This is a genomic window from Hanstruepera flava (genome assembly GCF_023634025.1).
Taxonomy (GTDB): domain Bacteria; phylum Bacteroidota; class Bacteroidia; order Flavobacteriales; family Flavobacteriaceae; genus Hanstruepera; species Hanstruepera flava.
Map to the genome: position 1 here is coordinate 721,430 of NZ_JALJCW010000001.1, position 23,676 is coordinate 745,105.

A 23,676-nucleotide genomic window follows, 5' to 3' on the forward strand; every position below is an offset into this window, starting at 1 on the left:
GGCTTCAAAATTTGAAGCCTTTTTTTATTTACTTGGCGGTGTTGTTGGACGCACTTCAATTTTACTTGGTAGTGTTCTTGGATGCATTTTTAATAAATCAACAACCAGTTCCCCAATATCCTCACTCTGTATTTTCCAAGCATCACTATCGCTTGGCTCATTACCATTAAAATGTGTAGACACAGAACCTGGCATGATGGTACTTACTTTAATGCCGTATTGTCTTAAATCTAGCATCACAGCTTGTGTAAACCCTGTAACACCAAACTTACTGGCATTGTAAGCAGATCCATTTGCAAAGAAATTTGTTCCTGCCAAACTTGAAATAGTAATGAAGTAACCTTTGGATGCCTTTAAAGCATCTACACTGGCTTTTATAGTATAAAAAGCACCTGTTAAATTGGTGTCTATTGTTTCTTGCCATTGCGCACTAGTTAAATCTTCAATACTTGCAAAATGTCCAATGCCAGCATTGGCAACTACTACATCTAAAGTCCCGAAAGCTTCCAATATTTGGTTTACTGCCACTTTTTGACTCTCTAAATTGCGTACATCAGCTTGTAAACCAATTGCTTTTGCTTCCGTAGTGTTTTTTGTGTTTAATAAGTCTGCAGCTTCCCTCGCAGCGGTACTACTCCGACTTGTAATAGCCACATGAATACCTTGTTGAAGTAAACTTTGAGCAACACCAAATCCAATGCCTTTGCTTCCTCCCGTTACTAATGCTACTTTATTTTTTAAATTCATTATCTATTAATTTGGTAATCGTTTTTTAAGTAATAATATCTGTCCCAAATGACTGGATTGATGCTCCATAACATGGTACCAGCCCCAATGGTTATTCATGTTTCCTGCAGCATTCAATTCAGCTAGCCAAGCATCGTCTTTTTGCTTCATCAATTCTATAGTTTTATTTCGCACTTCGGTATAGGCGTCCAAATAATATTGAACATTATGGCCTTGATATTTGTCCCGCGCTTCTTTACCTAAACTCATGGCTGTTCCCCATTGTTCTTCCTCTTCTTCATTGAATTCCCGCCCTTCAAAAGTATAAACTTGATAAAAGGCTTCAGTGGCTGCCAAATGCATGATTAAAGAACCTATCCTGTTTGCCTTATCATCCATTAAATAATCCAATTCTTCTACTGATAAATCTTTCACTGTTCGTTCCACGCGATTTTTCATATCATTGAGCATGGATACCAAAGTGCCAACTTGAGGTGAATAATCGTCCATTGGTCCAACAGTATTCTGCGCTTTAACCGAAACAGTCATGATAAGAGCGACCAATAATTTAGCAAGTGTTTTCATTTTTTTGATTTTTAGTTTATCAAATAAAGTGAAACAAAAGCATTATAAGAAGATAATTAACAGCTACTTAACTTAAAAAAGACTATTTAGCTTTTGGTGGAAATCCTTGAAGCACTTTGTCAATAACTACTTTAAATTGGGCTTCTCGAGCTTCTGGTGTATTTTCAGGCATATACGGTTCGTTACTTGCTGCCTGCCAAACCAATTGTTCGGTTTGTGCATCGACAAAATCAAAAATAATTTGTCTAGAAAGGTTACCATCACCTACAGGAACACCTACAGAAACACCTCCTCCTCCTGTTCCAACACCAAAGCCTACAGAAGTACTGGATTGTGTGTCTTGGCGATAAGAACTTGCAATATCAATTAAAAAATCAGGATCATTAGACATAGTAAATCCTTTGGCCTCAAGAGCAATGTTTAGCTGTCTAAAAAAACGTTTATTGTCTAATTGACTCAAACCTGTTTCCATATTATCAAAATAATGGTAGGTTTTATATTTGGTAAAGTCTGTACCTTTTTGATAATCGTAATTAACCGTTACACCACAAGAAACAAATAATAAGAGATATATAATTAATGCTAACTTTTTCATTTTTATTTTAAAGATAATAAAATTAAGCGTCTTTTTTATCAACCGATTTGGTTAAAGCTGAAGAAATAATCCCTGTTGGAATAGCTACAATTCCTAAACCAATAAGCAGAATAAAAAATGTAAACACTTTTCCGCCAACAGTAATAGGGTACACATCTCCATAACCTACAGTTGTAAGCGTTACAATTGCCCACCATAGACTATCAAAAATTGAAGAAAAATGTTCGGGTTGGGCTTCGTTTTCAAAATAATATATACCAACCGACGAGAAGTATATGAGAATTAATGTGATAAATAAAAACAGTAAAATCTCTTCTTTTGCTGATTTAATAGCTGTTGTAAAGTGGATCATAGCCCTATTATATCGGACTAATTTTAAAATTCTAAATAATCTCAAAAATCTTAAAGCCCTTAAAGAGCGTAGATCTATTCCAAAAGACAAATAAAAAGGTAAAATGGCTAAAAGATCGATTATTCCAAAAAAACTAAATATAAACCTAGGCTTACTATCTGCCACATAAATTCGTAACAGATATTCAATAGTAAAAACTACCACACAAAACACCTCAATACTATATAAAATAGTTTTTGTTTCGGGTTTTAAATTCGGAATGGTTTCAACTGAAAAAGTAACTATAGAGAGAAGTATCAAGCATTGTATAAAAATAGCAAAGATTTTGCTGGCTCTATTATCATTAAATTCAACAATACGCTTGATATACTGCCTCATATAGAGAATAGTTTAGTCTTGTAACATGGTCCAGAGCTTGTCTTTTAACTCCTGTAGACCCTTTTGTGCTACTGAAGATATAAATAAATAATCTATTGGTAAATTGTTATCCAATTCTTCTTGTAATTCAGCTTTTAATTCATCGTCAAGCATATCACTTTTTGAAATGGCAATTATGCGTTCCTTATCCAACATTTCTGGATTATACCGCTTTAGCTCATCCAACAGAATATCATACTGCTTCTTAATATCATCGGCATCTGCGGGAATTAGAAATAGTAATACCGAATTACGTTCAATATGACGTAAAAAATAATGCCCTAAACCACGGCCTTCAGCTGCTCCTTCTATAATTCCAGGAATATCAGCCATTACAAAGGTTTGATGATCACGATATTCTACAATTCCTAAATTTGGCTTTAGTGTTGTGAATTCGTAATCGGCTATTTTGGGCTTGGCTGCAGTAATAACAGATAATAAAGTAGATTTCCCAGCATTTGGGAATCCAACCAAGCCTACATCAGCCAATACTTTTAATTCTAGAATGATATCACGCTCCTGACCTGGAATACCTGGTTGCGCATAACGTGGTGTTTGGTTGGTAGAACTTTTAAAATGCCAGTTACCACGACCACCCATACCACCTTCGGCGATTATCTTTTCTTCACCATGATCGGTTATTTCGAAAAGTATCTCATTCGTTTCTTTATCACGAACAACGGTTCCCAAAGGCACATCCATATAAATATCTTCTCCATCGGCTCCAGTACTGCGCTGTTTACTACCATGCTCTCCATGACCAGCTTTAAAATGACGTTTGAATTTATAGGTGTAAAGTGTCCAAAGATTTTGATTTCCTCGAATAATTACATGGCCACCACGTCCGCCATCTCCTCCATCTGGACCACCTTTTTCAATATATTTCTCACGATGTAAGTGCGCAGAGCCTTTACCACCATTTCCAGACGACACATACAGTTTTACGTAATCAACAAAGTTACCTTCAGTCATAATCTATACCCCAAATAATTTAATACTTGATATAATTTTGTTTGCTATTTCTTATTTCAAAAGCTTTTTGCCTTGGTCTTCCAATTAAAAAATATAGCACAGAACCAAGAAGTGGTAAAAATAAAACCACTAAAACCCAGATTAATTTATCATTATTTGGAAAAGTTTTACTTACAATACTTATTAATGCTAAAATTGGAAGCAGTAGTAATGAGAGGATTGTAAAAATTAAAATAATTTGCCAAATTCCAATAGCTAAAAAAATCATCATAGAATTACAGCTTATCAATTACGTCACTCAACCTAATCGTAATATCCTCTATACTTCCCACGCCATCAACACCATAATACTTATCTTGTCCAGCGTAATAATCTTTTAAAATTGCTGTTTTCTTGTAGTATTCCGTAATACGGTTTCTAATAATGGATTCGTCTGCATCATCTGCACGGCCACTACTCTTTCCACGCTCCAAAAGACGTTCTACCAAAATCTCGTCATCAACCTCCAATGCTATCATGGCATTTATTTGAGAATCCTTACTATCCATTAATTCATCTAATGCTTCTGCTTGAGCATTGGTTCTTGGAAAACCATCGAAGATAAAACCTTTGGCATCGGCATTCTTTTCAACTTCAGCATTTAGCATGTCAATAGTTACCTGATCAGGAACTAGTTCACCTTTATCCATATACGATTTAGCTAACATACCTAAAGCCGTTTCGTTTTTAATATTAAAACGAAATACATCGCCTGTGGAAATGTGTACTAAATTGTACTTTTCCTTTAAAAAATTTGCTTGTGTTCCTTTTCCTGCTCCTGGTGGGCCAAATAGCACGATATTTGTCATGTGTTGTGTTGTTTTTAATTGATATATTTCAGGTAAGTCTCTTCCCAATCCATCATAGTCAAGTCCGTAGCCCACTATAAATTTGTTAGGAATTTCAATACCTACATAATGTAGTTTAAAGTCTTTTTTATATGCTTCTGGCTTGTAAAACAAAGTTGCAATAAGCAATTGCTTAACATTTTCATTTTTAAAAATACGATGCACTTCATGCAAGGTATTGCCAGAATCAATAATATCTTCTAAAATAACAACTGTACGTCCTGTTAAATCTTGGGTCAATCCTATTAAGCGTTGAATATCTTCGGTTGATTTCACACCTTCATAAGAAGCCAATTTTATAAACGTTACTTCGCAAGGCTTTGGATACTTTTTTACAAAATCGCTAACAAACATAAACGACCCATTTAAAATTCCAATAAATACTGGAACTTCATCGCCTAAATCGCTAGCAATGACATCGACCATCTTGGAAACAGCTTTTTGAATGTCTTGTTCAGATATAAAGGGCTTGAAGTATAAATCGTGGAGTTTAATCACTTGCTTATTATTTTAGAAACGCAAAGATAATCATTTGATTAAGGATTTGCGAATTCTCATTTAGATTGTTTAGCATTTAGTTTTTTTCGGAGGGTTTTGATTTGTACTTTTGTGCAAAATCAAAGTATTGTTTCATTAAAAACAAACTTCCACTATTGTGGGAAATTAATATGAATTTTTTCTCTTCTGAATTTAAATTGGGTATACTAGGTGGTGGTCAACTAGGCAAAATGATGCTTACCGAAACACGTAAGTTTGATATTTTCACTAAAGTTTTAGACCCAAGTCCTGAAGCGCCATGTAAGATTGCTTCAAACGATTTTCATGTGGGCGATTTAATGGATTATGAGACCGTTGTTAGTTTTGGAAAAGATGTTGATGTATTGACTTTTGAAATTGAAAACGTTAATACAGACGCTTTAGAAACATTAGAAAAACAAGGTGTAAAAGTGTTTCCAAGCTCAAAAACATTACGCACCATTCAAAGTAAGGCTAAACAAAAATTGTTTTATCGTGACCATGAGATACCAACAGCTGATTTTACACGTTTTGCCTACACGTCAGAAATTGAAGATGCCGTTAACAATGGTGGTTTAGAATTTCCATTTGTATGGAAAAGTGCGCAATTTGGTTACGATGGTAATGGTGTTAAAGTTGTTCGTTCGTTAGCAGATTTAGAGGACTTACCAAATGTGGAGTGTATTGCAGAAAAGATGATACCGTTTAAAAACGAATTATCAGTAATTGTAGCTCGAAATGTTGAAGGCAGTGTAAAAACATATCCTGTAGTTGAAATGGAATTTCATCCAGAAGCCAATCAAGTTGAGTATGTTATTTGTCCTGCCCGAATTGATGATTCTGTAGCTAAAAAAGCACAAAAAATTGCTTTACAGACTTCTAGAGCCTTTAACCATGTTGGTCTTTTAGCTGTTGAAATGTTTCAAACACAAGATGATAAAATCTTGGTTAATGAAGTGGCTCCAAGACCACACAATTCAGGACATCAAACTATTGAAGCCAGTTTTACGTCTCAATTTGAGCAACATATTAGAGCCATACTTAATTTGCCATTAGGAAAAACCGATAGTAAAGTTGGTGGAATTATGGTTAATTTAGTGGGAGCTGAAGGTTATACAGGCAATGTAAAGTATGAACATATTGAAGACATCATGAATATGGAAGGTGTAACGCCTCATATTTATGGGAAAAAACAAACACGTCCTTTTCGTAAAATGGGGCATGTAACCATTGTACACGAAAATATTAGCGAAGCTAGGCAAGTTGCTGAAAAAGTTAAAAAAACCATTAAAGTTATAAGCGAATAATTATGAGTAAAATTGGAGTTATCATGGGAAGCAAAAGCGATTTGCCAGTTATGCAAGACGCTATTGATATTTTAAAAGAATTAAATATTGAGGTAGAAGTCGATATTGTTTCGGCACACAGAACACCTGAAAAATTATTCGATTATGGAAAGCATGCACATACACGAGGGTTTTCAGTTATAATTGCTGGAGCTGGTGGTGCAGCCCACCTTCCTGGAATGATTGCTTCGTTATCACCACTTCCTGTTATTGGTGTACCCGTAAAAAGTAGTAATTCTATTGATGGCTGGGATTCTGTTTTATCAATTTTACAAATGCCAGGCGGTGTTCCTGTTGCAACAGTAGCACTTAATGGTGCTAAAAATGCTGGTATTTTAGCCGCCCAAATTATTGGAAGTTCAAATAGCGATGTGCTAAATACTATTATTGAATACAAGGAAGGCCTTAAAGCTAAAGTCATAGAATCTTCCAAGAATTTATAACAAAAAAACCTCGGTAGTTACCGAGGTTTTTAACGCTATTAATCAATAAATTTTTAAGAGTTTTAACTCTCATGAAAAATCTGCCACAAAAGTAGTATTAAATCTCATATTTGCAACATTTAATCCTCTTAAAATTAAGTTAATAATCATAAAATCAATTGATTAGTAAGAAAAGTATCACGTTGGATTTTATAAACAATTAAAAATGAACATTCTAAACAAACCTTTCGATACAAAATACAATACAGCTCCTTTTTCAAAAATTGAAAACGAACATTTTCTTCCTGCTTTTATAAAGGGAATTGAAGACGCCAAAGCTGAAATTGATTCTATAATATCTAATACCGATCAACCCACTTTTGAAAATACAATTGAGGCTTTAGACTTTTCTGGAGAACAGTTAGATAGAATTTCAAGTATATTTTTCAATTTGAATTCGGCCGAAACCAATGACGAAATTCAAAAAATAGCCCAAGAGGTTTCTCCTTTACTTTCTGAATTTAGTAACGACATTACATTAAACCCTCATTTATTTGCACGTGTAAAAGCTGTTTATGAACAAAAAGACAGCCTGAATCTTTCAATAGAACAACAAACACTTCTAGACAAAAAGTACAAGAGCTTCTCAAGAAATGGAGCTAATTTGCCAGAAGATAAAAAGCAGCAATTGCGAGAGATTGATAAGCAGCTAAGTCAGTTAAAACTAACATTTGGTGAAAATGTTTTAGCAGAAACCAACAACTTCGAATTACATATCACTAATAAAGATGAACTTTCTGGGTTGCCTGATGGCGCTATAGAAGCCGCTCAACAATTGGCTGAAAGCAAAGGCAAAGAAGGCTGGCTAATCACTTTAGATTACCCAAGCTATGTTCCATTTATGACCTATGCTGATAATCGTGAATTACGTAAAACATTAGCTATAGCTTTTGGAGCAAAAGCGTTTCAGAATAATAAAAACGATAATCAAAACCATGTTTTACAAATTGCCAAATTACGTCATGAACGTGCCAACTTATTAGGCTACAAAACCCATGCACATTTTGTATTAGAAGAGCGTATGGCGAAAAATCCTGAAACCGTTGAAACATTTTTAAATGAACTGTTAGAAAAAGCAAAACCAGCTGCCGAACGTGAATTTAAAACATTACGTGATTTTGCCAAAGAACAAGATGGCATTAAGCAATTGCAAAAATGGGATGGCGCCTATTATTCTGAAAAATTAAAGCAAAAACTTTTTGATTTAGATGACGAAAAACTCAAACCATATTTTAAACTAGAAAACGTTATTAATGGTGTCTTTACTATTGCCGAAAAATTATATGGCTTACAATTTGAGGAAATCTGTAATATCGACAAGTACCACGACGATGTCCTGACTTATAAAGTTACCGATGATGATGGTAATTTGATTTCCATTTTTTATACCGACTTTTTCCCAAGAACCGGAAAACGTAATGGTGCTTGGATGACCGTTTACAAACCGCAATATGTTAAAAACGATGAAAATAGTAGACCGCATATTTCCATTGTTTGTAACTTCACCAAACCCACAAAAACAAAACCCTCGTTATTGACTTTTAATGAAGTGACTACATTGTTCCATGAGTTTGGCCACGCCTTACATGGCATGCTTGCCAATACAACATATCCAAGTTTATCAGGAACCAGTGTGTTTTGGGATTTTGTAGAATTACCAAGTCAAGTATTGGAAAATTGGTGTTATGAAAAAGAAGCTTTAAAGCTATTTGCAACACATTATGAAACGGGTGAAGTTATTCCAATGGAACTAATAGATAAGATAAAAGCTTCAGCTACATTTCATGAAGGTATGCAAACCTTAAGGCAGTTAAGTTTTGGATTATTGGATATGAGTTGGCACGGTCAAGATCCTAGTCAGATTACAAACGTAAAAGTCCATGAATTAAAAGCTTTTGAAAACACTAAGTTATATCCAGATGTCGCTGAAAACTGTATGAGCACATCATTTTCACATATTTTTCAGGGTGGATACTCATCTGGTTATTACAGCTATAAATGGGCTGAAGTTTTGGATGCAGACGCTTTTGAAGCTTTTAAGGAAGCTGGTATTTTTAGTCGTAACGTTGCCAACAAATTTAAAGATAATATTCTCTCACAAGGCGGAACTGAAGACCCAATGACGTTGTACAAACGATTTAGAGGAAAAGAACCGCAGCCAGAAGCACTACTAAAACGTGCTGGTTTGATTGAGAAGTAATCTTTGTCATGCTGAACTTGATTCAGCATCTCACCCTTTTTGATAAGAGATTCTTTGCTACGCTTTCAATGACAAATTAAAACACAATTAACTTTCAATATTTTTTGAAAGTTTAAAATATTTTATATATTTGCTTTATGGAATATCAAGAAGCAAAAGATAAGTTTATTAGCACTTGGGGAAGTTTGGGTTCGCTTTGGGGAATAAATAAAGCCATGGCGCAAATTCAAGCATTGCTTTTTATTTCCACAAAACCCTTGTCTATGGAAGACATCATGGAAGAACTTAAGATTTCTAGAGGTAACACTAGCATGAACTTAAGACAATTGATGGATTGGGGAATTGTAACCAAAGAAATTATTCCTGGAGAGCGTAAAGAATATTTCACTACCGAAAAAGACGTACAAGAATTAGCGCGAATTGTTGCAAAAGAACGAAGCAGACGTGAAATTAAACCAGTCATTAAAATACTAAAAGATGTATCATCTATAAAAGATGATGGCACTGAAAAAACTAAAGAACTTATTAAGCAAACTAAAGCATTACATGAACTAACCGACACAATGGATACTATGATAAACAAAGTGGTAAACCAGCAACAAAAATGGTTAACAAAGTCACTACTCAAACTCTTTAAATAAAAAAATTTAAAACATGCTTTCAATTTTTTTTGAAAGTTCTAAACTTAAGAAAAATGAAAATATTATACAAAATAAACAAAGTCACATTAATATTAACACTTGTTCTATACTTAACATTATATTTAGGCTTATATGCACAAATTGCACTTGGATGCATTCAAATAATTAGTGCATTAATACTCTTTCTTTTTTGGAATAAAATTCCTAATAAGTCAAAAAAACATTTGAAAATTTATTGGACTACTGTAATTACATATGGAATGATGTGGTTGATTGATTGGGATACATCTGATAAATTATTTTTCATGATTTTTAGTGTTATAATACTGCCTATGTCTATTGCTGGTTATTTCTTTTACATTCTAAACTCATTAAAAAAACTATAATATGAAAACAATAATTATAGCCGGAGGAAGTGGGTTTTTAGGTCAAATTTTAACACAATACTTTTCTAAAAAAGGATATACTATTAAAATTCTTACCAGAAAACCAATTAATGAAAACGACATTTTTTGGGATGCTAAAAATCTAGGAAATTGGACAAAAGAATTAGAAAATACATTTGGTTTAATTAATCTAACAGGTAAATCTGTAGACTGTAGGTATAATAAAAACAATAAAAAATTAATATATGATTCCAGAATAGACTCTACAAATGTTCTAGGTTTAGCAATTAACTTATGTGACAACCCACCAAATGTTTGGGTAAATTCTTCAACTGCAACAATTTACAAAGATTCGTTAAAAAAAGAGATGACAGAAGATAGTGGTGAAATTGGTAGCGATTTTTCGATGGATATTGCAAAATCATGGGAATATGCATTTAATACTATTATAAATCCGAAAACAAGGAAAATTGTTTTAAGAACCTCAATAGTTTTAGGAAAAAATGGAGGTGCATTAATTCCACTAAAAAGATTAACACAATGTGGACTTGGTGGAAAACAAGGGTCTGGTAATCAAAAAGTAAGTTGGATACACGAATATGATTTCTCTAAAGCTGTTGAATTTATAATTGAAAACGAATACTTGGATGGTGTCTTTAACTTATCTTCACCATACCCAACAAATAACACTACACTTATGAAAAGTTTACGTAGAACTTTAAACATTCCTTTTGGTATCAATCACCCTAAATGGTTGTTAGAAATTGGTGCTAGAATAATTAAGACAGAAACAGAACTTATCTTAAAGAGTAGAAATGTCATTCCTAAAAGGCTTGAAGAAAATGGTTTTAAATTTCAATTTACAGAAATTGAAAAAGCAATAGAAAATCTGACTTGACAATTATATTTACAAAAAATAAATTATTTCCCTTATTTTTGATAAAAATTGCTAGCAAACAAGAATGCCTAAACACACTATTGAGCCCGAAAAATGGATAGACCGCTATTCTGATTACCTGTTCAATTACACCATTTCGCGTGTAAATGATCGGGAGATGGCCAAAGATTTGGTTCAAGATACCTTTGTGGCCAGCTTAAAGTCCATGAAAAACTTTAAAGGTGAAGCTAGTGAACGTACATGGCTTATTTCTATTTTAAAAAGAAAAATTATTGACTATTACAGGAAAATTAATTCCAAAAAAGGAAAAGCTGAAGTCCGCATGGACTATAATAGTGATGAAGAGGAAGGCAGTTGGCTTGAAGAACGCGTAGCCGATCCGTATGATAAAACTGCCGAAGACTCTTTAGTAAACGATGAATTAGGAGAAGCTATTTATACTTGTTTGGATAAATTACCAAACAAACAAGCCCAAGTCTTTAAAATGAAAACCATACAAGGATTAGAAACAGAAACAATTTGTAATGAATTGGGCATCACTGCGTCTAACTTGTGGGTAATAATTCATAGAGCACGTACTGCTATGGCAGAATGCATGGAAAAAAACTGGTTTAATTAAAAGATGAAAAAAGGTTTTTTATTTATTTCTTGCGAAGAGGCAAAACACATTTGTGACAAATCTCAATACAATGAAGCTACATTGTGGGAAAAAATTGAATTAAATATCAGATATACCTGGTGTAAATTCACCCGTGCTTATGTTAAGAAAAATAGGCAATTATCTTCAATGGTAAAAAAATCAAAAGTAGATTGTCTAAAAAATAATGAACGTGAGGTTTTAAAAAAGACATTCGAAAAGGAGCTAACTAAACAGGATTAAAAGAGCTAACCAAAAAATTGGTATCCCCTCTACCCAAAAAGCACTATAATATTTTCTCTGATTTTTAAACGCTAGAAGAACAGACAATAGGGTCACAACAGTTACTATTAACTGCACAAGTATTTTCTGATAAGTGATATAATCCTTTAAATACTCTAACAAAAAGAATACCATCAAAACCAATAAACCAATAATCTTTGTTCTTGTTATCCCAATTTGTTGTGGTATTGTAGACAGTTTCAAACTGTCATATTTCATATCCCTAATTTCAAAAGGCAACATTAATGCAATTACAAACAAGAACCTTTGCAAAAAAGTTATCCCAACATCGTAATTAAAACTAAAATCATTATTTATTAAAGGAAGTAAAACCGTAACCCCAGACCATACCAAAGCTATCACATAAATTTTCAAGCCGCTAATACTACGCAAATTTTGCTGTTTGTCTAAAAATAAATGTTTGGGCAAAAAAGGAATAGCATAAAGAAATGTTATCAAGCCAAACCCACCAATCCAAAGCAAGGTTTTTATTTCCAGCTTAAAAGCATAATAACCAAACGCCAAAAAACAAACAAACGAAAATATCTGAATCACTTTCAACCAACTTGCTAAACTTCGATGATGGAATTTTGCAAGACCAAAATATTTTACAAAATTATAGCCCGTAATAGTCGCAAAAAAATTAAAATACAAGATATTCTCGTCATAGGCTATTCCAAAATTATTTAAGGTTATCCATGTTAATGCATAAACGGCTAACGCCACATGAATGCTGCTGTTTAAATAAAAATCAAAGATAATCGTTAGGCTACGCATAAAACAAAAGTACATAAAGTGTTAATAAACACTTTAATTGGTTAAAAACTTTCATTTTCGTTAACAATATAAAGTGAATTATTCCGTAATTTTGCGCCTTAAATCCAACACAACAATTTAATGAATACAACGGCTTTCGCACAACGTCATATTGGCCCTAGAAAAGAGGACCAAGACCAAATGTTAAGAACAATTGGTGCAGATTCACTTGAGCAACTTATTTACGAAACCATCCCTGATGATATTCGCTTAAAGCAAGAGCTTAATCTAGAAGCTGCCATGAGCGAACAGGAATACCTGACGCATATTCATGAGCTATCTAAATTGAATAAAACCTATAAAACGTATATTGGTTTAGGCTATCATCCAACAATATTACCTGCGGTAATTCAGCGCAACATACTGGAAAATCCGGGTTGGTATACGGCTTATACACCTTACCAAGCAGAAATTGCCCAAGGTCGTTTGGAAGCATTACTAAATTTCCAGACCATGGTTACCGATTTAACTGGAATGGAAATAGCTAACGCTTCATTGCTAGATGAAAGCACAGCTGCTGCTGAAGCCATGAGTTTATTGTTTGCCGTTCGTGAAAGAGAGCAAAAAAAAGCAGGAATCAATAAATTTTTTGTTTCTAATGCTGTTCTCCCACAAACATTATCATTATTGGAAACCCGTGCCAATCCAATCGGTATTGAATTGGTTGTTGGTACCGAAGAGAATTTTGATTTTTCATCCGACTTCTTTGGTGCTTTATTACAATATCCAGGAAAAGATGGTCAAGTTACTGACATTAAAACATTTATTTCAAAAGCTAACACCAATAATATAAAAGTTGCTGTGGCCGCTGATATTTTAAGTTTGATTAAATTGGAAGCACCTGGTAAGTTTGGTGCTGACGTGGTTGTGGGAACCACACAGCGCTTTGGTATCCCTATGGGTTATGGCGGACCACATGCCGCTTACTTTGCTACCAAAGAAGCATACAAACGTGATATCCCTGGTCGTATAATTGGTGTTACTAAAGACATGAATGGTAACCGTGCCTTACGCATGGCTCTACAGACCAGAGAACAACATATCAAGCGTGATAAAGCAACATCAAACATTTGTACTGCTCAAGTATTATTAGCTGTAATGGCAGGGATGTATGCCGTTTATCATGGCCCTAAAGGACTTGAGTTTATTGCTAATAAAGTTCACAACACAGCCACATCTATAGCAGAATCTCTGGAAAGTTTAGGTTTTGTTCAGCTTAATTCAGAATATTTTGACACCATTCAAGTCAAAGCAAATTCTAAAGAAGTTAAAACCGTTGCTGAAAGCCAAGGCATAAATTTCTATTATCCTGATGAGGATACAGTAACTCTTTCTATAAACGAGACAACAACTTTAAAAGATGCCAATCAAATTATTTCGGTATTTGCTAAAGTAGCCAATAAAGATACTATTGTATTGGAAGGCATTTCAGAATCGAATAAAATTTCTGAAAATCTAAAAAGACAAACCGAGTTTTTGACACTAGATGTATTCAACACGTATCATTCAGAAACCGAGTTAATGCGCTATATTAAGAAATTGGAGCGTAAAGACTTGTCATTGAATCACTCCATGATTTCACTTGGTTCTTGTACTATGAAATTGAATGCGGCTGCTGAAATGTTACCATTAAGCTCTCCCAATTGGGGAACCATACATCCTTTTGTACCTATAGATCAAGCACAAGGCTACCTAACAGTTTTAAAAGAATTGGAAGACCAATTAACCGAAATTACTGGTTTTGCAGCAACGTCCTTACAACCCAACTCCGGTGCTCAAGGTGAATTTGCTGGGTTAATGGTCATTAAGGCTTATCATGAATCTCGTGGTGACCGTCATAGAAATATCTGCTTAATTCCGTCGTCTGCGCATGGAACTAATCCTGCAAGTGCTGTAATGGCTGGAATGAAAGTTGTTGTAACAAAATCAACCGAAAAAGGAAATATTGATGTTGACGATTTACGTGAGAAAGCAGAGCTTCATAAAGATAATTTATCATGTTTAATGGTTACATATCCATCTACCCATGGTGTATATGAATCTGCTATAAAAGAAATCACAAAAATAATCCATGATAATGGTGGACAAGTGTATATGGATGGCGCCAATATGAACGCCCAAGTTGGCTTAACCAACCCAGGGAATATTGGAGCAGATGTTTGCCACTTAAACCTACATAAAACTTTTGCCATTCCTCATGGAGGTGGTGGTCCAGGTGTTGGACCAATTTGCGTAGCAAAACAGCTAGCTCCATTTTTACCAAGTAATCCAATTATAAAAACAGGTGGCAATAAAGCCATAACTGCAATTTCAGCTGCTCCTTTTGGATCATCTTTAGTGTGCTTAATATCTTATGCGTATATTAAAATGTTAGGAGCTAGAGGCTTGACCGAAGCAACCAAAATTGCAATTCTAAATGCCAACTATATTAAAACAAGGCTTCAAGGGCATTTTGACACTCTGTATTCCGGAGAATGTGGTAGAGCAGCCCATGAAATGATTGTAGATTGCCGTGCCTTTAAAACTAATGGTATTGAAGTTACTGACATAGCTAAACGTTTAATGGATTATGGTTTCCATGCTCCAACAGTTTCATTCCCTGTTGCTGGAACTTTAATGATAGAACCTACCGAAAGTGAAAGCAAAGCTGAAATGGACCGTTTTTGTGATGCGATGATTTCTATTAAAAAAGAAATTGATGAAGCTTCTAAAGATGATTTAAATAATGTTTTAAAGAACGCTCCTCATACATTAGATATGCTAACTGCAAATGAATGGTTAATGCCTTATTCTAGAGAAAAAGCAGCTTTTCCATTAGACTATGTTCGTGATAACAAGTTTTGGCCTTCTGTGAGACGGGTTGATGATGCTTATGGAGACCGAAATCTAATTTGTACATGCGCTCCTATTGAAGAATACATGGAAGCCTAATCAATGTATAGAACCAAATATTAAAAAGCCTTCAAATTTGAAGGCTTTATTTTTGAAATATTTTTAATTAGTATCCGCATTTTTATCAATATCATAAAAATAGATGCATTAATTAAAAAACATGCTTGACTTCGTGATTTAATGACTAGCTTCGTAAATGGAACATTAATTAATAGCAATAATTATGGGCGTTAAAATAACTGGAACAGGAAGTTATATACCGAGTAAAGTTGAAAAAAACGAAAGCTTTTATAACCATGAATTTTTGAATGCAGATGGCTCTTCAATTAATAGTCCCAATGAGGTTATAGTTGAAAAGTTCAAAGCCATAACAGGTATTCAGGAAAGACGTTATATTAAAAAAGACTTACTGAATTCTGACATTGGTTTCTTTGCGGCCCAAAAGGCCATTGAAGATGCGAATATTGACAAAGAAAGCATAGATTACATTATTGTTGCCCATAATTATGGTGATGTTAAACACAACGCACAACAAAGTGATACTGTTCCAAGTATTGCGTCTAGAATCAAGCATTTATTAAAAATTAGGAATCCAAAATGTGTTGGTTACGACATACTTTTTGGTTGTCCTGGTTGGCTTGAAGGCGTTATTCAAGCCAAAGCTTTTATAGCATCTGGAATAGCCAATCGGTGTTTGGTGGTTGGAACAGAAACCCTATCTCGTGTAGTTGACAAACACGATCGCGACTCCATGATATATAGTGATGGTGCTGGCGCTGTTATTGTCGAGCAAACTAATGATGAAGGTGGAATTATAGCTCACGAGACGGCCACTTTTACTTATGATGAAGCACATTTTATTTACTTTGGCGAAACCAATCATCCAGAAATAAACGATCAAAGGCGATACATAAAAATGTATGGCCGTAAAATTTATGAGTTTGCCATAACCAATGTACCCATGGCTTTGAAGACCTGTCTTGATAAAAGTGGTATTAAAATACAAGATGTAAAAAAAATATTGATCCATCAAGCCAATGAAAAAATGGACGAAGCTATTGTTAAACGTTTCTACCAACTCTACAATATGGAAATGCCAAAAGATATTATGCCCATGACCATTAATATGCTAGGCAATTCCAGTGTCGCTACTGTACCCACATTATATGACATGATTTTAAATGGGAAACTAGATAATCAAGAAATATATAAAGGAGATATTATTATATTTGCCAGTGTTGGCGCAGGCATGAATATTAATGCCGTTGTGTATCAGCAATAAAAAGTTTGCAGCTTTTGCGGAAAATAAACATATGTACGAAAACACATTTCCAAACAAACGTTTTAAATATACAGCTGAATTTTTACAAAAACACATCTCTAAAGATTTAAAGATTTTAGATTTAGGCGTTGATAATCCTTTTTCAAAAATAATGAAAGAAATGGGTTATCAGGTCGAAAACACATCAGGTGAAGATTTAGACCTAGAGACTTTGGCTATTGAAAATTCAGATGCAGAAGTAATAACTGCATTTGAAATTTTCGAACATCTCCTCTCTCCTTTTACCGTTTTAAAATCTATAAAAGCAGACAAATTAGTGGCAAGTGTTCCACTTCGTCTATGGTTTTCTAAAGCTTACAAAAGCAAAACCGATATGTGGGATAGACACTACCATGAGTTTGAAGATTGGCAATTTGATTGGTTGCTTGAAAAAGCGGGTTGGAAAATTGTAGATAGAGAAAAGTGGACTAATCCTACCAAAAAATTAGGATTAAGACCTCTTTTACGATGGTTTACTCCTAGATATTACATAGTTTACGCTGAACGTATTTAATTTTGAACTTCTACATCGTCATACCAGCCCACAATGAAGCATCTTTTATTGGAAAAACTTTGCAATCACTAGCAAACCAAACCCTATTACCAAAACAAGTTGTGGTTGTAAATGACAATTCAACAGATGACACACAAGATAAAGTTGAATCCTTTGCATCAAAACATGATTGGATAACATTACTAAACATAACTTCTTCAGATAGTCATTTACCAGGCAGTAAAATTATAAATGCCTTTTATAAGGGGTTTGAAACTTTGGATGACAACTATGATGTGATTTGCAAATTTGACGCCGATTTAATTTTTCCGAAAAATTATTTAGAAACGATTTCATCTCATTTTGAAAAAAACAAACGATTAGGAATGGCTTCGGGTTTTTGCTACATTGAAAATAATGGAGAGTGGGTTCTTGAAAATCTGACCAGAAAAGACCACATTCGAGGCGCATTGAAAGCTTACAGAAAAGCTTGTTTTTTAGAAATTGGAAAATTAAAACCTTCCATGGGCTGGGACACAGTTGATGAACTTCTAGCAAAATATTATGGTTGGAGCATTTTCACAGATGAATCCCTTCATGTTAAACACTTAAAACCAACTGGAGTAAGCTATAACAAAACGGCTAAATACCTTCAAGGTGAAGCCATGTACAAGATGAGATATGGATTTGTTATTACTTTTATATCAGCTTTAAAACTGGCTTACAAAAAAAGGAGTTTACTTTTATTTAAAGACTATATGTCTGGATATTTGAGAGCTCAAAAAAACAAAGTTGAACAATTGGTTACAAAAAAACAAGGACAATTTATTCGTAAAATTAGATGGCAAGGCATAAAAAAAAGAGTGATGTAAACATCACCCTTTTAAAGCTACAATGATAAAAAGTATTTAATTCTTTTTCAATAGCTTTTTAACTGTTCGTTCTCCATTCGTTTCATTCACTATAACCAAAATATATGGGCCTACATTTAAACTATTCAAGTTTAAATTAATTACCTTATTTGTCATTCGTTTTTCAACTCTTTTATTTAAAACTGGTGTATTATATAAATCATAAACTGAAATACTATAAGAATCTGAATTATTTGGTAGCTTTAAATTTGTATATGAACTAGCTGGATTTGGGTATAAATTAAATTTACTTAAAGCTTCTGTTCTTGTGACGGTAATTGGATTAGACAATGAATAGCACCCCATTAAATCTGCAGCATTCGTAACATCTGTTAAATCAACGCTATCCGCATAACTCAAATGCCAGATTAGGCAAACGCCAACTCCTGCTCCTTCTAAATCAAATGGTGGACTTGGTGGAGTAGCTAATATATTTAAATTATCATCTGTAATTACCCATAATGAGTTATCTCCCATGGCACCGTCCAATGTTACATCAAACGAATCACTTTCACCATCTCCGGCAATTATTTCTATCTCTGTGTCACCACTTCCTGCTATAGCTAACTCGCCACCGTTGACTCCATTTCTTGTTACTGTTATTGGATTTGATAAATCATAACATCCCATCAAATCTGCAGCATTCGTAACATCTGTTAAATCAACGCTATCCGCATAACTCAAATGCCAGATTAGGCAAACGCCTTCACCAGCGCCTTCTAAATCAAATGGTGGGCTTGGCGGTGTACCCAGTATATTTAGATTATCATCTGTAATTACCCATAATGAGTTATCTCCCATAGCACCTTCTAATGTCACATCAAACGAATCACTTTCACCATCACCAGCACATATTTCAATCTCTGTGTCTCCACTTCCTGCTATAGCTAACTCGCCGCCGTTAACTCCATTTCTTGTTACTGTTATTGGATTTGATAAATCATAACATCCCATTAAATCTGCAGCATTAGTAACACCAGTTAAATCTACACTATCAGCATAACTCAAATGCCAAATTAAGCAAACGCCTTCACCAGCACCTTCTAAATCAAATGGTGGGCTTGGCGGTGTGCCCAGTATATTCAGATTATCATCTGTAATAACCCATAATGAATTATCTCCCAAAGCACCTTCTAATGTCACATCAAAAGCATCACTTTCACCATCACCAGCACATATTTCAATTTCTGTGTCTCCACTTCCTGCTATAGCTAACTCGCCACCTTCTGGAAGCATAGTGCGTGTAACTTCAATATAATTGGACAAATCGTAACGACCTCTTAAATCGTCAAGATTATCAATATGTCTGAATGGAGGGATTCCATTATAGGCCAAATGCCATATACGGCAAACTCCAGGTGTTGCTCCATTTAAATCAAATGGTGGCGCATCTGGCAAAGCTAAAATATTGTTATTATCATCTGTTATTATCCATTGTCTTAACCGTCCAGAATCTCCTTCAACAGTCACATAAATAGGGTCTGGTTCGGAATCAATACAAATCGTAGTATTGTCATTTGTTGAAATAACACCACCATCAACATGACTGTTAGGGTTTTGTGCTATAGTGTAACTTTGACCAATAAACATAAACACAAAAAAGGTGAATAAATAAGTAAAATTGTGATAGAATTTGGGGTTCCGAATGTGTAATTTACTTTTCATTTTTGTAGAATTTTATTAGTGAAAAGCTAAATTAATGTTGAAAAGAAAATAAAAATGTTAGGTAGCTAACATTTTGACAATTAAGTTATTTGTTTTTTCAGAAAAACCAGTGCTTATAATTATTTGATGATTCCAACCTATTTTCTAACTCATCATCTAACTCTGGAAAAAAATCTATACCTGTTATTTCTTCAACTTCATCTACCGATATTACAAAGTTATAAAGTGGTTTGCTGGAATTTTCATGAGGCATCAAGAATGCCAAAACTTTTGGTTTACCAGAATTGTAATCCATAATTACCTTATAGAACTGATTGGGAACTGTCACTTCTTCTGTACCGATGGTTTTCATGTTTCCTTTTAAAACGCCTCCAGTTACCACAAAAACGCCATCATAACGATTGGCCCAATAACGAACTTTTTGCTCTAAGGCATTCCAAATTCCAGAATTAAATTGGTGCTCCTGAGGACTAATATTACTGGTTAAAAAGGTTTCATCATGAGCTTCTTGACTATAACGTCTGTCGCCAGCAGGACACAAATGCCCACGATCGTATCCAGAATTCTTATAATTCCTCCAACTAGCCGCACCAGTCTTTACAGCCTTGTCAATTTCAAAATACGGTCTATCGAAATCAGAATTGGAAAGATGTTCTTTTTTTAGTTCATAAGCGACCCATTCGGCTTGTTCGTGAGGTTCACTATAGCTTAAAGAATAAGCATTATGATGAACTATTTGTTCAGTGGTACTCGTAGGTAGAAAAAAAGCTATTGTAGGATTTTTTGGCAGTTTGCCTTGCTCTACTATAGCTTCTTGTTCTTTTTTATCAAGATAATATTCATATCCATATATTCCAACAACCAAAACAATAGCTATAATTGAATATATGGTACGTTTTTTCATTATTGAAGGTTGGCTAAACTCGCTTTTAATGTTTCAATTTTAGCTAAAGCATCAGCTTCCTTTTTCTTCTCGCTAGCCACTACTTGTTCCGGAGCACCCGACATGAAACGTTCATTTGACAATTTTTTCTGAACAGAATTTAAGAACCCTTCTATATAATTCAATTCTTCAGTTAACTTTTTTATTTCCTCATCAACGTTAATAGCTCCTGATATTGGAATAAAATATTCATTAGACTTTACCCTGAAAGTCAATGCACCATCAACAGCTTCGGAAACATATTCAATAGCCTCTAGGTTACCCAACTTTTTAATTACCTCATCAAAAATAGTTTGTGCATTTTCATTATTTATAACCGAAAAACCAATACTATCTTTAAAAGAAATATTTTTTTCCTTTCTAATATTACGAATGCCCGAAACCACTTCTTGTGCAAAATCGAATCCAGAAATCAGCTCATTATTTACAGATTTATTCTCTGGCCATTTAGCAACAATAAGGGCTTCCTCTGGCTGTCTTTCTTCCATATACTGCCAAATTTCTTCAGTTAAAAATGGCATAAACGGATGTAATGTTTTTAAGATATTTTCGAAACTCGCAATAACTCCTTCAAGTGTTTTAGCATCAATGGGTTGTTGGTATGCAGGTTTAACAATTTCTAATAACCACGATGCAAAATCATCCCAAATTAGCTTATATGTTGCCATTAAGGCATCAGACAAACGGTATTTGCTGTAATGGTCTTCTATTTCAGCTAAAGTTTCTTGAAATTTTGCTTCAAACCACTCTAAAGCAACTTTACTCGATTCTGGTTGCTCTATAGCATCACTTACTTCCCAACCCTTTACTAATCGGAAAGCATTCCAGATTTTATTAGCGAAGCCTTTTCCTTGATTACAAAGCGCTTCATCAAACATTAAATCGTTTCCTGCTGCCGAACTCAACAACAATCCTACTCGAACGCCATCGGCTCCGTAATCGTCAATAAGCTTAAGGGCATCTGGTGAATTCCCTAATGACTTACTCATTTTGCGACGTTGCTTATCACGTACCAAACCTGTTAGATACACATTTTCAAAAGGCTTTTCGCCTTTATATTCATATCCTGCAATAATCATTCGTGCCACCCAGAAAAAGAGGATGTCTGGACCCGTAACCAAATCATTGGTTGGATAGTAATAGTTTATTTCTTCGTTTTCAGGGTTTCTGATGCCATCAAACACAGACATTGGCCATAACCAGGATGAGAACCAAGTATCTAAAGCATCAGAATCTTGACGTAAATCATGTGTTGAAAGCTGGTTGTTTCCAGTTTTTCCCTTTGCTATAACCAGTGCTGCTTCTAGACTTTCAGCCACCACAAAGTCTTCCTTACCATCACCATAATAATAGGCTGGAATTTGTTGGCCCCAAAGTAACTGACGTGAAATATTCCAGTCACGAATGTTTTCCATCCAATGACGATAGGTATTCTCAAACTTTTTGGGGAATAATTTAATATCTGGTTTATCACCTAAAACTGCTTCAATTGCCGGTTTTACCAATTCTTCCATTTTTAAAAACCACTGATCTGACAATCTTGGTTCGATAATGGCTTTGGTTCGCTCAGAAATACCAACACGATTGGTATAGTCCTCAATTTTGACAATATGCCCCTTTTCTTCTAATTCTTTTACAATTTCCTTTCTAACTACAAAACGGTCTTTGCCTTCATAATGCAAGCCATAGCTATTTAATGTAGCATCTTCGTTGAATATATCTATAACTTCCAAATTGTGTTTATCGCCTAGAACCTTATCATTTTCATCATGTGCAGGCGTTACTTTTAAACAGCCTGTTCCAAACTCAACATCAACATATTCATCTTCAATTATTGGGATAACACGACCATTTATAGGCACTATGGCTTTTTTCCCTCTTAAATTGGTATGGCGTTCATCATTAGGGTTAATACAAATTGCCGTATCGCCTAAAATAGTTTCAGGTCTTGTTGTAGCAATAGTCAAGATGTCTTCACAACCTTCAACCTTATAATTTACATAATAAAGTTTCCCTTGCTTTTCTATGTATTCAACCTCTTCATCAGAAAGGGTTGTTTTAGCTTCAGGATCCCAGTTGACCATGCGATAACCACGATAAATCATGCCTTTGTTGTATAAATCCACAAAAACCTGAATTACAGCTTCTGACATATCGTCATCCATGGTAAACTTGGTTCTTTCCCAATCACAAGAACAACCCAATTTTTTCAGTTGCTCAAGAATAACACCTCCATATTCATGTGTCCAATCCCAAGCGTGCTTCAAGAACTCTTCACGAGTCAAATCGTTCTTATCGATTCCTTGTTCTTTCAATTTAGCAACCACTTTAGCCTCTGTAGCAATAGATGCATGATCCGTTCCGGGAACCCAACACGCATTCTTGCCCTGTAAACGTGCACGACGAATCAATACATCCTGAATCGTATTATTTAACATATGCCCCATATGCAAGACACCTGTAACATTTGGTGGTGGAATAACAATGGTATATGGCTCTCTATTATCTGGTTTAGAATGAAAAAAATTATGTTTCATCCAATAATCATACCACTTACCTTCTACCTGATTGGCATCATATTTTGACGGAATTTGCATACTTTGGAATAGTTTTTGAAATATAACATGCAAAAGTACTTATATTTCTTTTTTATATAAAATTATATGAATGTATTATGTACTTTTATTTAAGTTGATGGTAATTGCATGCATGC

At 34.4% G+C, this 23,676-nt stretch carries 22 protein-coding genes; 11 read left to right on the forward strand and 11 right to left on the reverse strand.

What is annotated here, in order from left to right; genetic code table 11:
• Positions 1 to 24 precede the first annotated feature (24 nt).
• The 7 genes from MTX13_RS03410 to MTX13_RS03440 all read right to left on the reverse strand — a co-directional run bounded on the left by MTX13_RS03410 (position 25) and on the right by MTX13_RS03440 (position 5,032).
• On the reverse strand, positions 25 to 747 hold the full coding sequence (locus MTX13_RS03410) for an SDR family oxidoreductase (RefSeq protein ID WP_250432982.1): 723 nt from the start codon (positions 745 to 747) through the stop codon (positions 25 to 27).
• A 6-nt stretch (positions 748 to 753) separates the two neighbouring features.
• Positions 754 to 1,311 carry a mycothiol transferase gene (locus MTX13_RS03415; protein WP_250432983.1) on the reverse strand — a complete coding sequence of 186 codons (558 nt, stop codon included), beginning with the start codon at positions 1,309 to 1,311 and terminating at the stop codon, positions 754 to 756.
• Between the two features lie 82 nt (positions 1,312 to 1,393).
• Entirely contained in the window at positions 1,394 to 1,906 is a 513-nt protein-coding gene (locus MTX13_RS03420) for a DUF4136 domain-containing protein (RefSeq protein WP_250432984.1), read from the reverse strand.
• A gap of 22 nt (positions 1,907 to 1,928) precedes the next feature.
• On the reverse strand, positions 1,929 to 2,636 hold the full coding sequence (locus MTX13_RS03425) for an ion transporter (RefSeq protein ID WP_223032936.1): 708 nt from the start codon (positions 2,634 to 2,636) through the stop codon (positions 1,929 to 1,931).
• A gap of 12 nt (positions 2,637 to 2,648) precedes the next feature.
• Positions 2,649 to 3,647 carry a GTPase ObgE gene (gene obgE, locus MTX13_RS03430; RefSeq protein WP_250432985.1) on the reverse strand — a complete coding sequence of 333 codons (999 nt, stop codon included), beginning with the start codon at positions 3,645 to 3,647 and terminating at the stop codon, positions 2,649 to 2,651.
• Positions 3,648 to 3,666: 19 nt separating this feature from the next.
• Complete coding sequence (locus MTX13_RS03435) at positions 3,667 to 3,918, reverse strand: PLDc N-terminal domain-containing protein (protein WP_250432986.1); 252 nt, start codon at positions 3,916 to 3,918, stop codon at positions 3,667 to 3,669.
• A 4-nt stretch (positions 3,919 to 3,922) separates the two neighbouring features.
• The gene (locus MTX13_RS03440; protein WP_250432987.1) at positions 3,923 to 5,032 is read right to left on the reverse strand and encodes an adenylate kinase; all 1,110 of its coding nucleotides are present in this window, start codon (positions 5,030 to 5,032) and stop codon (positions 3,923 to 3,925) included.
• Positions 5,033 to 5,202: 170 nt separating this feature from the next.
• On the opposite strand from MTX13_RS03440, the gene MTX13_RS03445 reads away from it, so the two are divergent.
• The 7 genes from MTX13_RS03445 to MTX13_RS03475 all read left to right on the forward strand — a co-directional run bounded on the left by MTX13_RS03445 (position 5,203) and on the right by MTX13_RS03475 (position 11,883).
• On the forward strand, positions 5,203 to 6,357 hold the full coding sequence (locus MTX13_RS03445) for a 5-(carboxyamino)imidazole ribonucleotide synthase (protein WP_250432988.1): 1,155 nt from the start codon (positions 5,203 to 5,205) through the stop codon (positions 6,355 to 6,357).
• A gap of 2 nt (positions 6,358 to 6,359) precedes the next feature.
• Positions 6,360 to 6,839, forward strand: coding sequence for a 5-(carboxyamino)imidazole ribonucleotide mutase (gene purE / locus MTX13_RS03450; RefSeq protein WP_250432989.1), 480 nt, complete (start codon positions 6,360 to 6,362; stop codon positions 6,837 to 6,839).
• 205 nt (positions 6,840 to 7,044) lie between these two features.
• Entirely contained in the window at positions 7,045 to 9,078 is a 2,034-nt protein-coding gene (locus MTX13_RS03455; RefSeq protein WP_250432990.1) for a M3 family metallopeptidase, read from the forward strand.
• A gap of 137 nt (positions 9,079 to 9,215) precedes the next feature.
• Positions 9,216 to 9,719, forward strand: a complete 504-nt coding sequence (locus MTX13_RS03460; protein ID WP_250432991.1) for a GbsR/MarR family transcriptional regulator — start codon at positions 9,216 to 9,218, stop codon at positions 9,717 to 9,719.
• Between the two features lie 387 nt (positions 9,720 to 10,106).
• Entirely contained in the window at positions 10,107 to 11,003 is an 897-nt protein-coding gene (locus MTX13_RS03465; protein WP_250432992.1) for a TIGR01777 family oxidoreductase, read from the forward strand.
• Positions 11,004 to 11,067: 64 nt separating this feature from the next.
• Positions 11,068 to 11,622, forward strand: coding sequence for a sigma-70 family RNA polymerase sigma factor (locus tag MTX13_RS03470; RefSeq protein WP_250432993.1), 555 nt, complete (start codon positions 11,068 to 11,070; stop codon positions 11,620 to 11,622).
• 3 nt (positions 11,623 to 11,625) lie between these two features.
• On the forward strand, positions 11,626 to 11,883 hold the full coding sequence (locus MTX13_RS03475; RefSeq protein WP_250432994.1) for a hypothetical protein: 258 nt from the start codon (positions 11,626 to 11,628) through the stop codon (positions 11,881 to 11,883).
• Here MTX13_RS03475 and MTX13_RS03480 read toward each other — a convergent pair.
• A complete protein-coding gene (locus MTX13_RS03480; protein WP_250432995.1) occupies positions 11,866 to 12,714 on the reverse strand; it encodes a UbiA prenyltransferase family protein in 849 nt (282 codons plus the stop codon). The genes MTX13_RS03475 and MTX13_RS03480 overlap by 18 nt on opposite strands.
• A 105-nt stretch (positions 12,715 to 12,819) precedes the next feature.
• Between MTX13_RS03480 and gcvP the strand changes: the two genes are divergently transcribed.
• From gcvP to MTX13_RS03500, 4 genes are all read left to right on the forward strand, one after another.
• Positions 12,820 to 15,669 carry an aminomethyl-transferring glycine dehydrogenase gene (gene gcvP / locus MTX13_RS03485; protein WP_250432996.1) on the forward strand — a complete coding sequence of 950 codons (2,850 nt, stop codon included), beginning with the start codon at positions 12,820 to 12,822 and terminating at the stop codon, positions 15,667 to 15,669.
• Positions 15,670 to 15,853: 184 nt separating this feature from the next.
• Positions 15,854 to 16,912: a 3-oxoacyl-ACP synthase III family protein gene (locus MTX13_RS03490; RefSeq protein ID WP_250432997.1), complete on the forward strand. Its 1,059-nt coding sequence runs from the start codon at positions 15,854 to 15,856 to the stop codon at positions 16,910 to 16,912.
• A 31-nt stretch (positions 16,913 to 16,943) separates the two neighbouring features.
• Positions 16,944 to 17,465, forward strand: coding sequence for a methyltransferase domain-containing protein (locus tag MTX13_RS03495; protein ID WP_250432998.1), 522 nt, complete (start codon positions 16,944 to 16,946; stop codon positions 17,463 to 17,465).
• Positions 17,466 to 17,467: 2 nt separating this feature from the next.
• Complete coding sequence (locus MTX13_RS03500) at positions 17,468 to 18,316, forward strand: glycosyltransferase family 2 protein (RefSeq protein ID WP_250432999.1); 849 nt, start codon at positions 17,468 to 17,470, stop codon at positions 18,314 to 18,316.
• 36 nt (positions 18,317 to 18,352) lie between these two features.
• Here MTX13_RS03500 and MTX13_RS03505 read toward each other — a convergent pair whose 3' ends face one another.
• The 3 genes from MTX13_RS03505 to MTX13_RS03515 form a co-directional block, all read right to left on the reverse strand.
• Positions 18,353 to 20,020 (reverse strand): T9SS type A sorting domain-containing protein, encoded by a 1,668-nt coding sequence (locus MTX13_RS03505; RefSeq protein ID WP_250433000.1) that lies wholly within the window; start codon positions 20,018 to 20,020, stop codon positions 18,353 to 18,355.
• A 97-nt stretch (positions 20,021 to 20,117) separates the two neighbouring features.
• Positions 20,118 to 20,924 carry a DNA/RNA non-specific endonuclease gene (locus MTX13_RS03510; protein WP_250433001.1) on the reverse strand — a complete coding sequence of 269 codons (807 nt, stop codon included), beginning with the start codon at positions 20,922 to 20,924 and terminating at the stop codon, positions 20,118 to 20,120.
• Entirely contained in the window at positions 20,924 to 23,560 is a 2,637-nt protein-coding gene (locus MTX13_RS03515) for a valine--tRNA ligase (protein WP_250433002.1), read from the reverse strand. The genes MTX13_RS03510 and MTX13_RS03515 overlap by 1 nt, the downstream gene beginning before the upstream one ends.
• Positions 23,561 to 23,676: the final 116 nt, after the last annotated feature.

Bases quoted from the DNA above. Each gene is read 5' to 3' on its own strand.
- MTX13_RS03410 (WP_250432982.1), bottom strand. From the start codon at position 747: ATGAATTTAAAAAATAAAGTAGCATTAGTAACGGGAGGAAGCAAAGGC.
- MTX13_RS03415 (WP_250432983.1), bottom strand. From the start codon at position 1,311: ATGAAAACACTTGCTAAATTATTGGTCGCTCTTATCATGACTGTTTCG.
- MTX13_RS03420 (WP_250432984.1), bottom strand. From the start codon at position 1,906: ATGAAAAAGTTAGCATTAATTATATATCTCTTATTATTTGTTTCTTGT.
- MTX13_RS03425 (WP_223032936.1), bottom strand. From the start codon at position 2,636: ATGAGGCAGTATATCAAGCGTATTGTTGAATTTAATGATAATAGAGCC.
- obgE (WP_250432985.1), bottom strand. From the start codon at position 3,647: ATGACTGAAGGTAACTTTGTTGATTACGTAAAACTGTATGTGTCGTCT.
- MTX13_RS03435 (WP_250432986.1), bottom strand. From the start codon at position 3,918: ATGATGATTTTTTTAGCTATTGGAATTTGGCAAATTATTTTAATTTTT.
- MTX13_RS03445 (WP_250432988.1), top strand. From the start codon at position 5,203: ATGAATTTTTTCTCTTCTGAATTTAAATTGGGTATACTAGGTGGTGGT.
- purE (WP_250432989.1), top strand. From the start codon at position 6,360: ATGAGTAAAATTGGAGTTATCATGGGAAGCAAAAGCGATTTGCCAGTT.
- MTX13_RS03455 (WP_250432990.1), top strand. From the start codon at position 7,045: ATGAACATTCTAAACAAACCTTTCGATACAAAATACAATACAGCTCCT.
- MTX13_RS03460 (WP_250432991.1), top strand. From the start codon at position 9,216: ATGGAATATCAAGAAGCAAAAGATAAGTTTATTAGCACTTGGGGAAGT.
- MTX13_RS03465 (WP_250432992.1), top strand. From the start codon at position 10,107: ATGAAAACAATAATTATAGCCGGAGGAAGTGGGTTTTTAGGTCAAATT.
- MTX13_RS03470 (WP_250432993.1), top strand. From the start codon at position 11,068: ATGCCTAAACACACTATTGAGCCCGAAAAATGGATAGACCGCTATTCT.
- MTX13_RS03475 (WP_250432994.1), top strand. From the start codon at position 11,626: ATGAAAAAAGGTTTTTTATTTATTTCTTGCGAAGAGGCAAAACACATT.
- MTX13_RS03480 (WP_250432995.1), bottom strand. From the start codon at position 12,714: ATGTACTTTTGTTTTATGCGTAGCCTAACGATTATCTTTGATTTTTAT.
- gcvP (WP_250432996.1), top strand. From the start codon at position 12,820: ATGAATACAACGGCTTTCGCACAACGTCATATTGGCCCTAGAAAAGAG.
- MTX13_RS03490 (WP_250432997.1), top strand. From the start codon at position 15,854: ATGGGCGTTAAAATAACTGGAACAGGAAGTTATATACCGAGTAAAGTT.
- MTX13_RS03495 (WP_250432998.1), top strand. From the start codon at position 16,944: ATGTACGAAAACACATTTCCAAACAAACGTTTTAAATATACAGCTGAA.
- MTX13_RS03505 (WP_250433000.1), bottom strand. From the start codon at position 20,020: ATGAAAAGTAAATTACACATTCGGAACCCCAAATTCTATCACAATTTT.
- MTX13_RS03510 (WP_250433001.1), bottom strand. From the start codon at position 20,924: ATGAAAAAACGTACCATATATTCAATTATAGCTATTGTTTTGGTTGTT.
- MTX13_RS03515 (WP_250433002.1), bottom strand. From the start codon at position 23,560: ATGCAAATTCCGTCAAAATATGATGCCAATCAGGTAGAAGGTAAGTGG.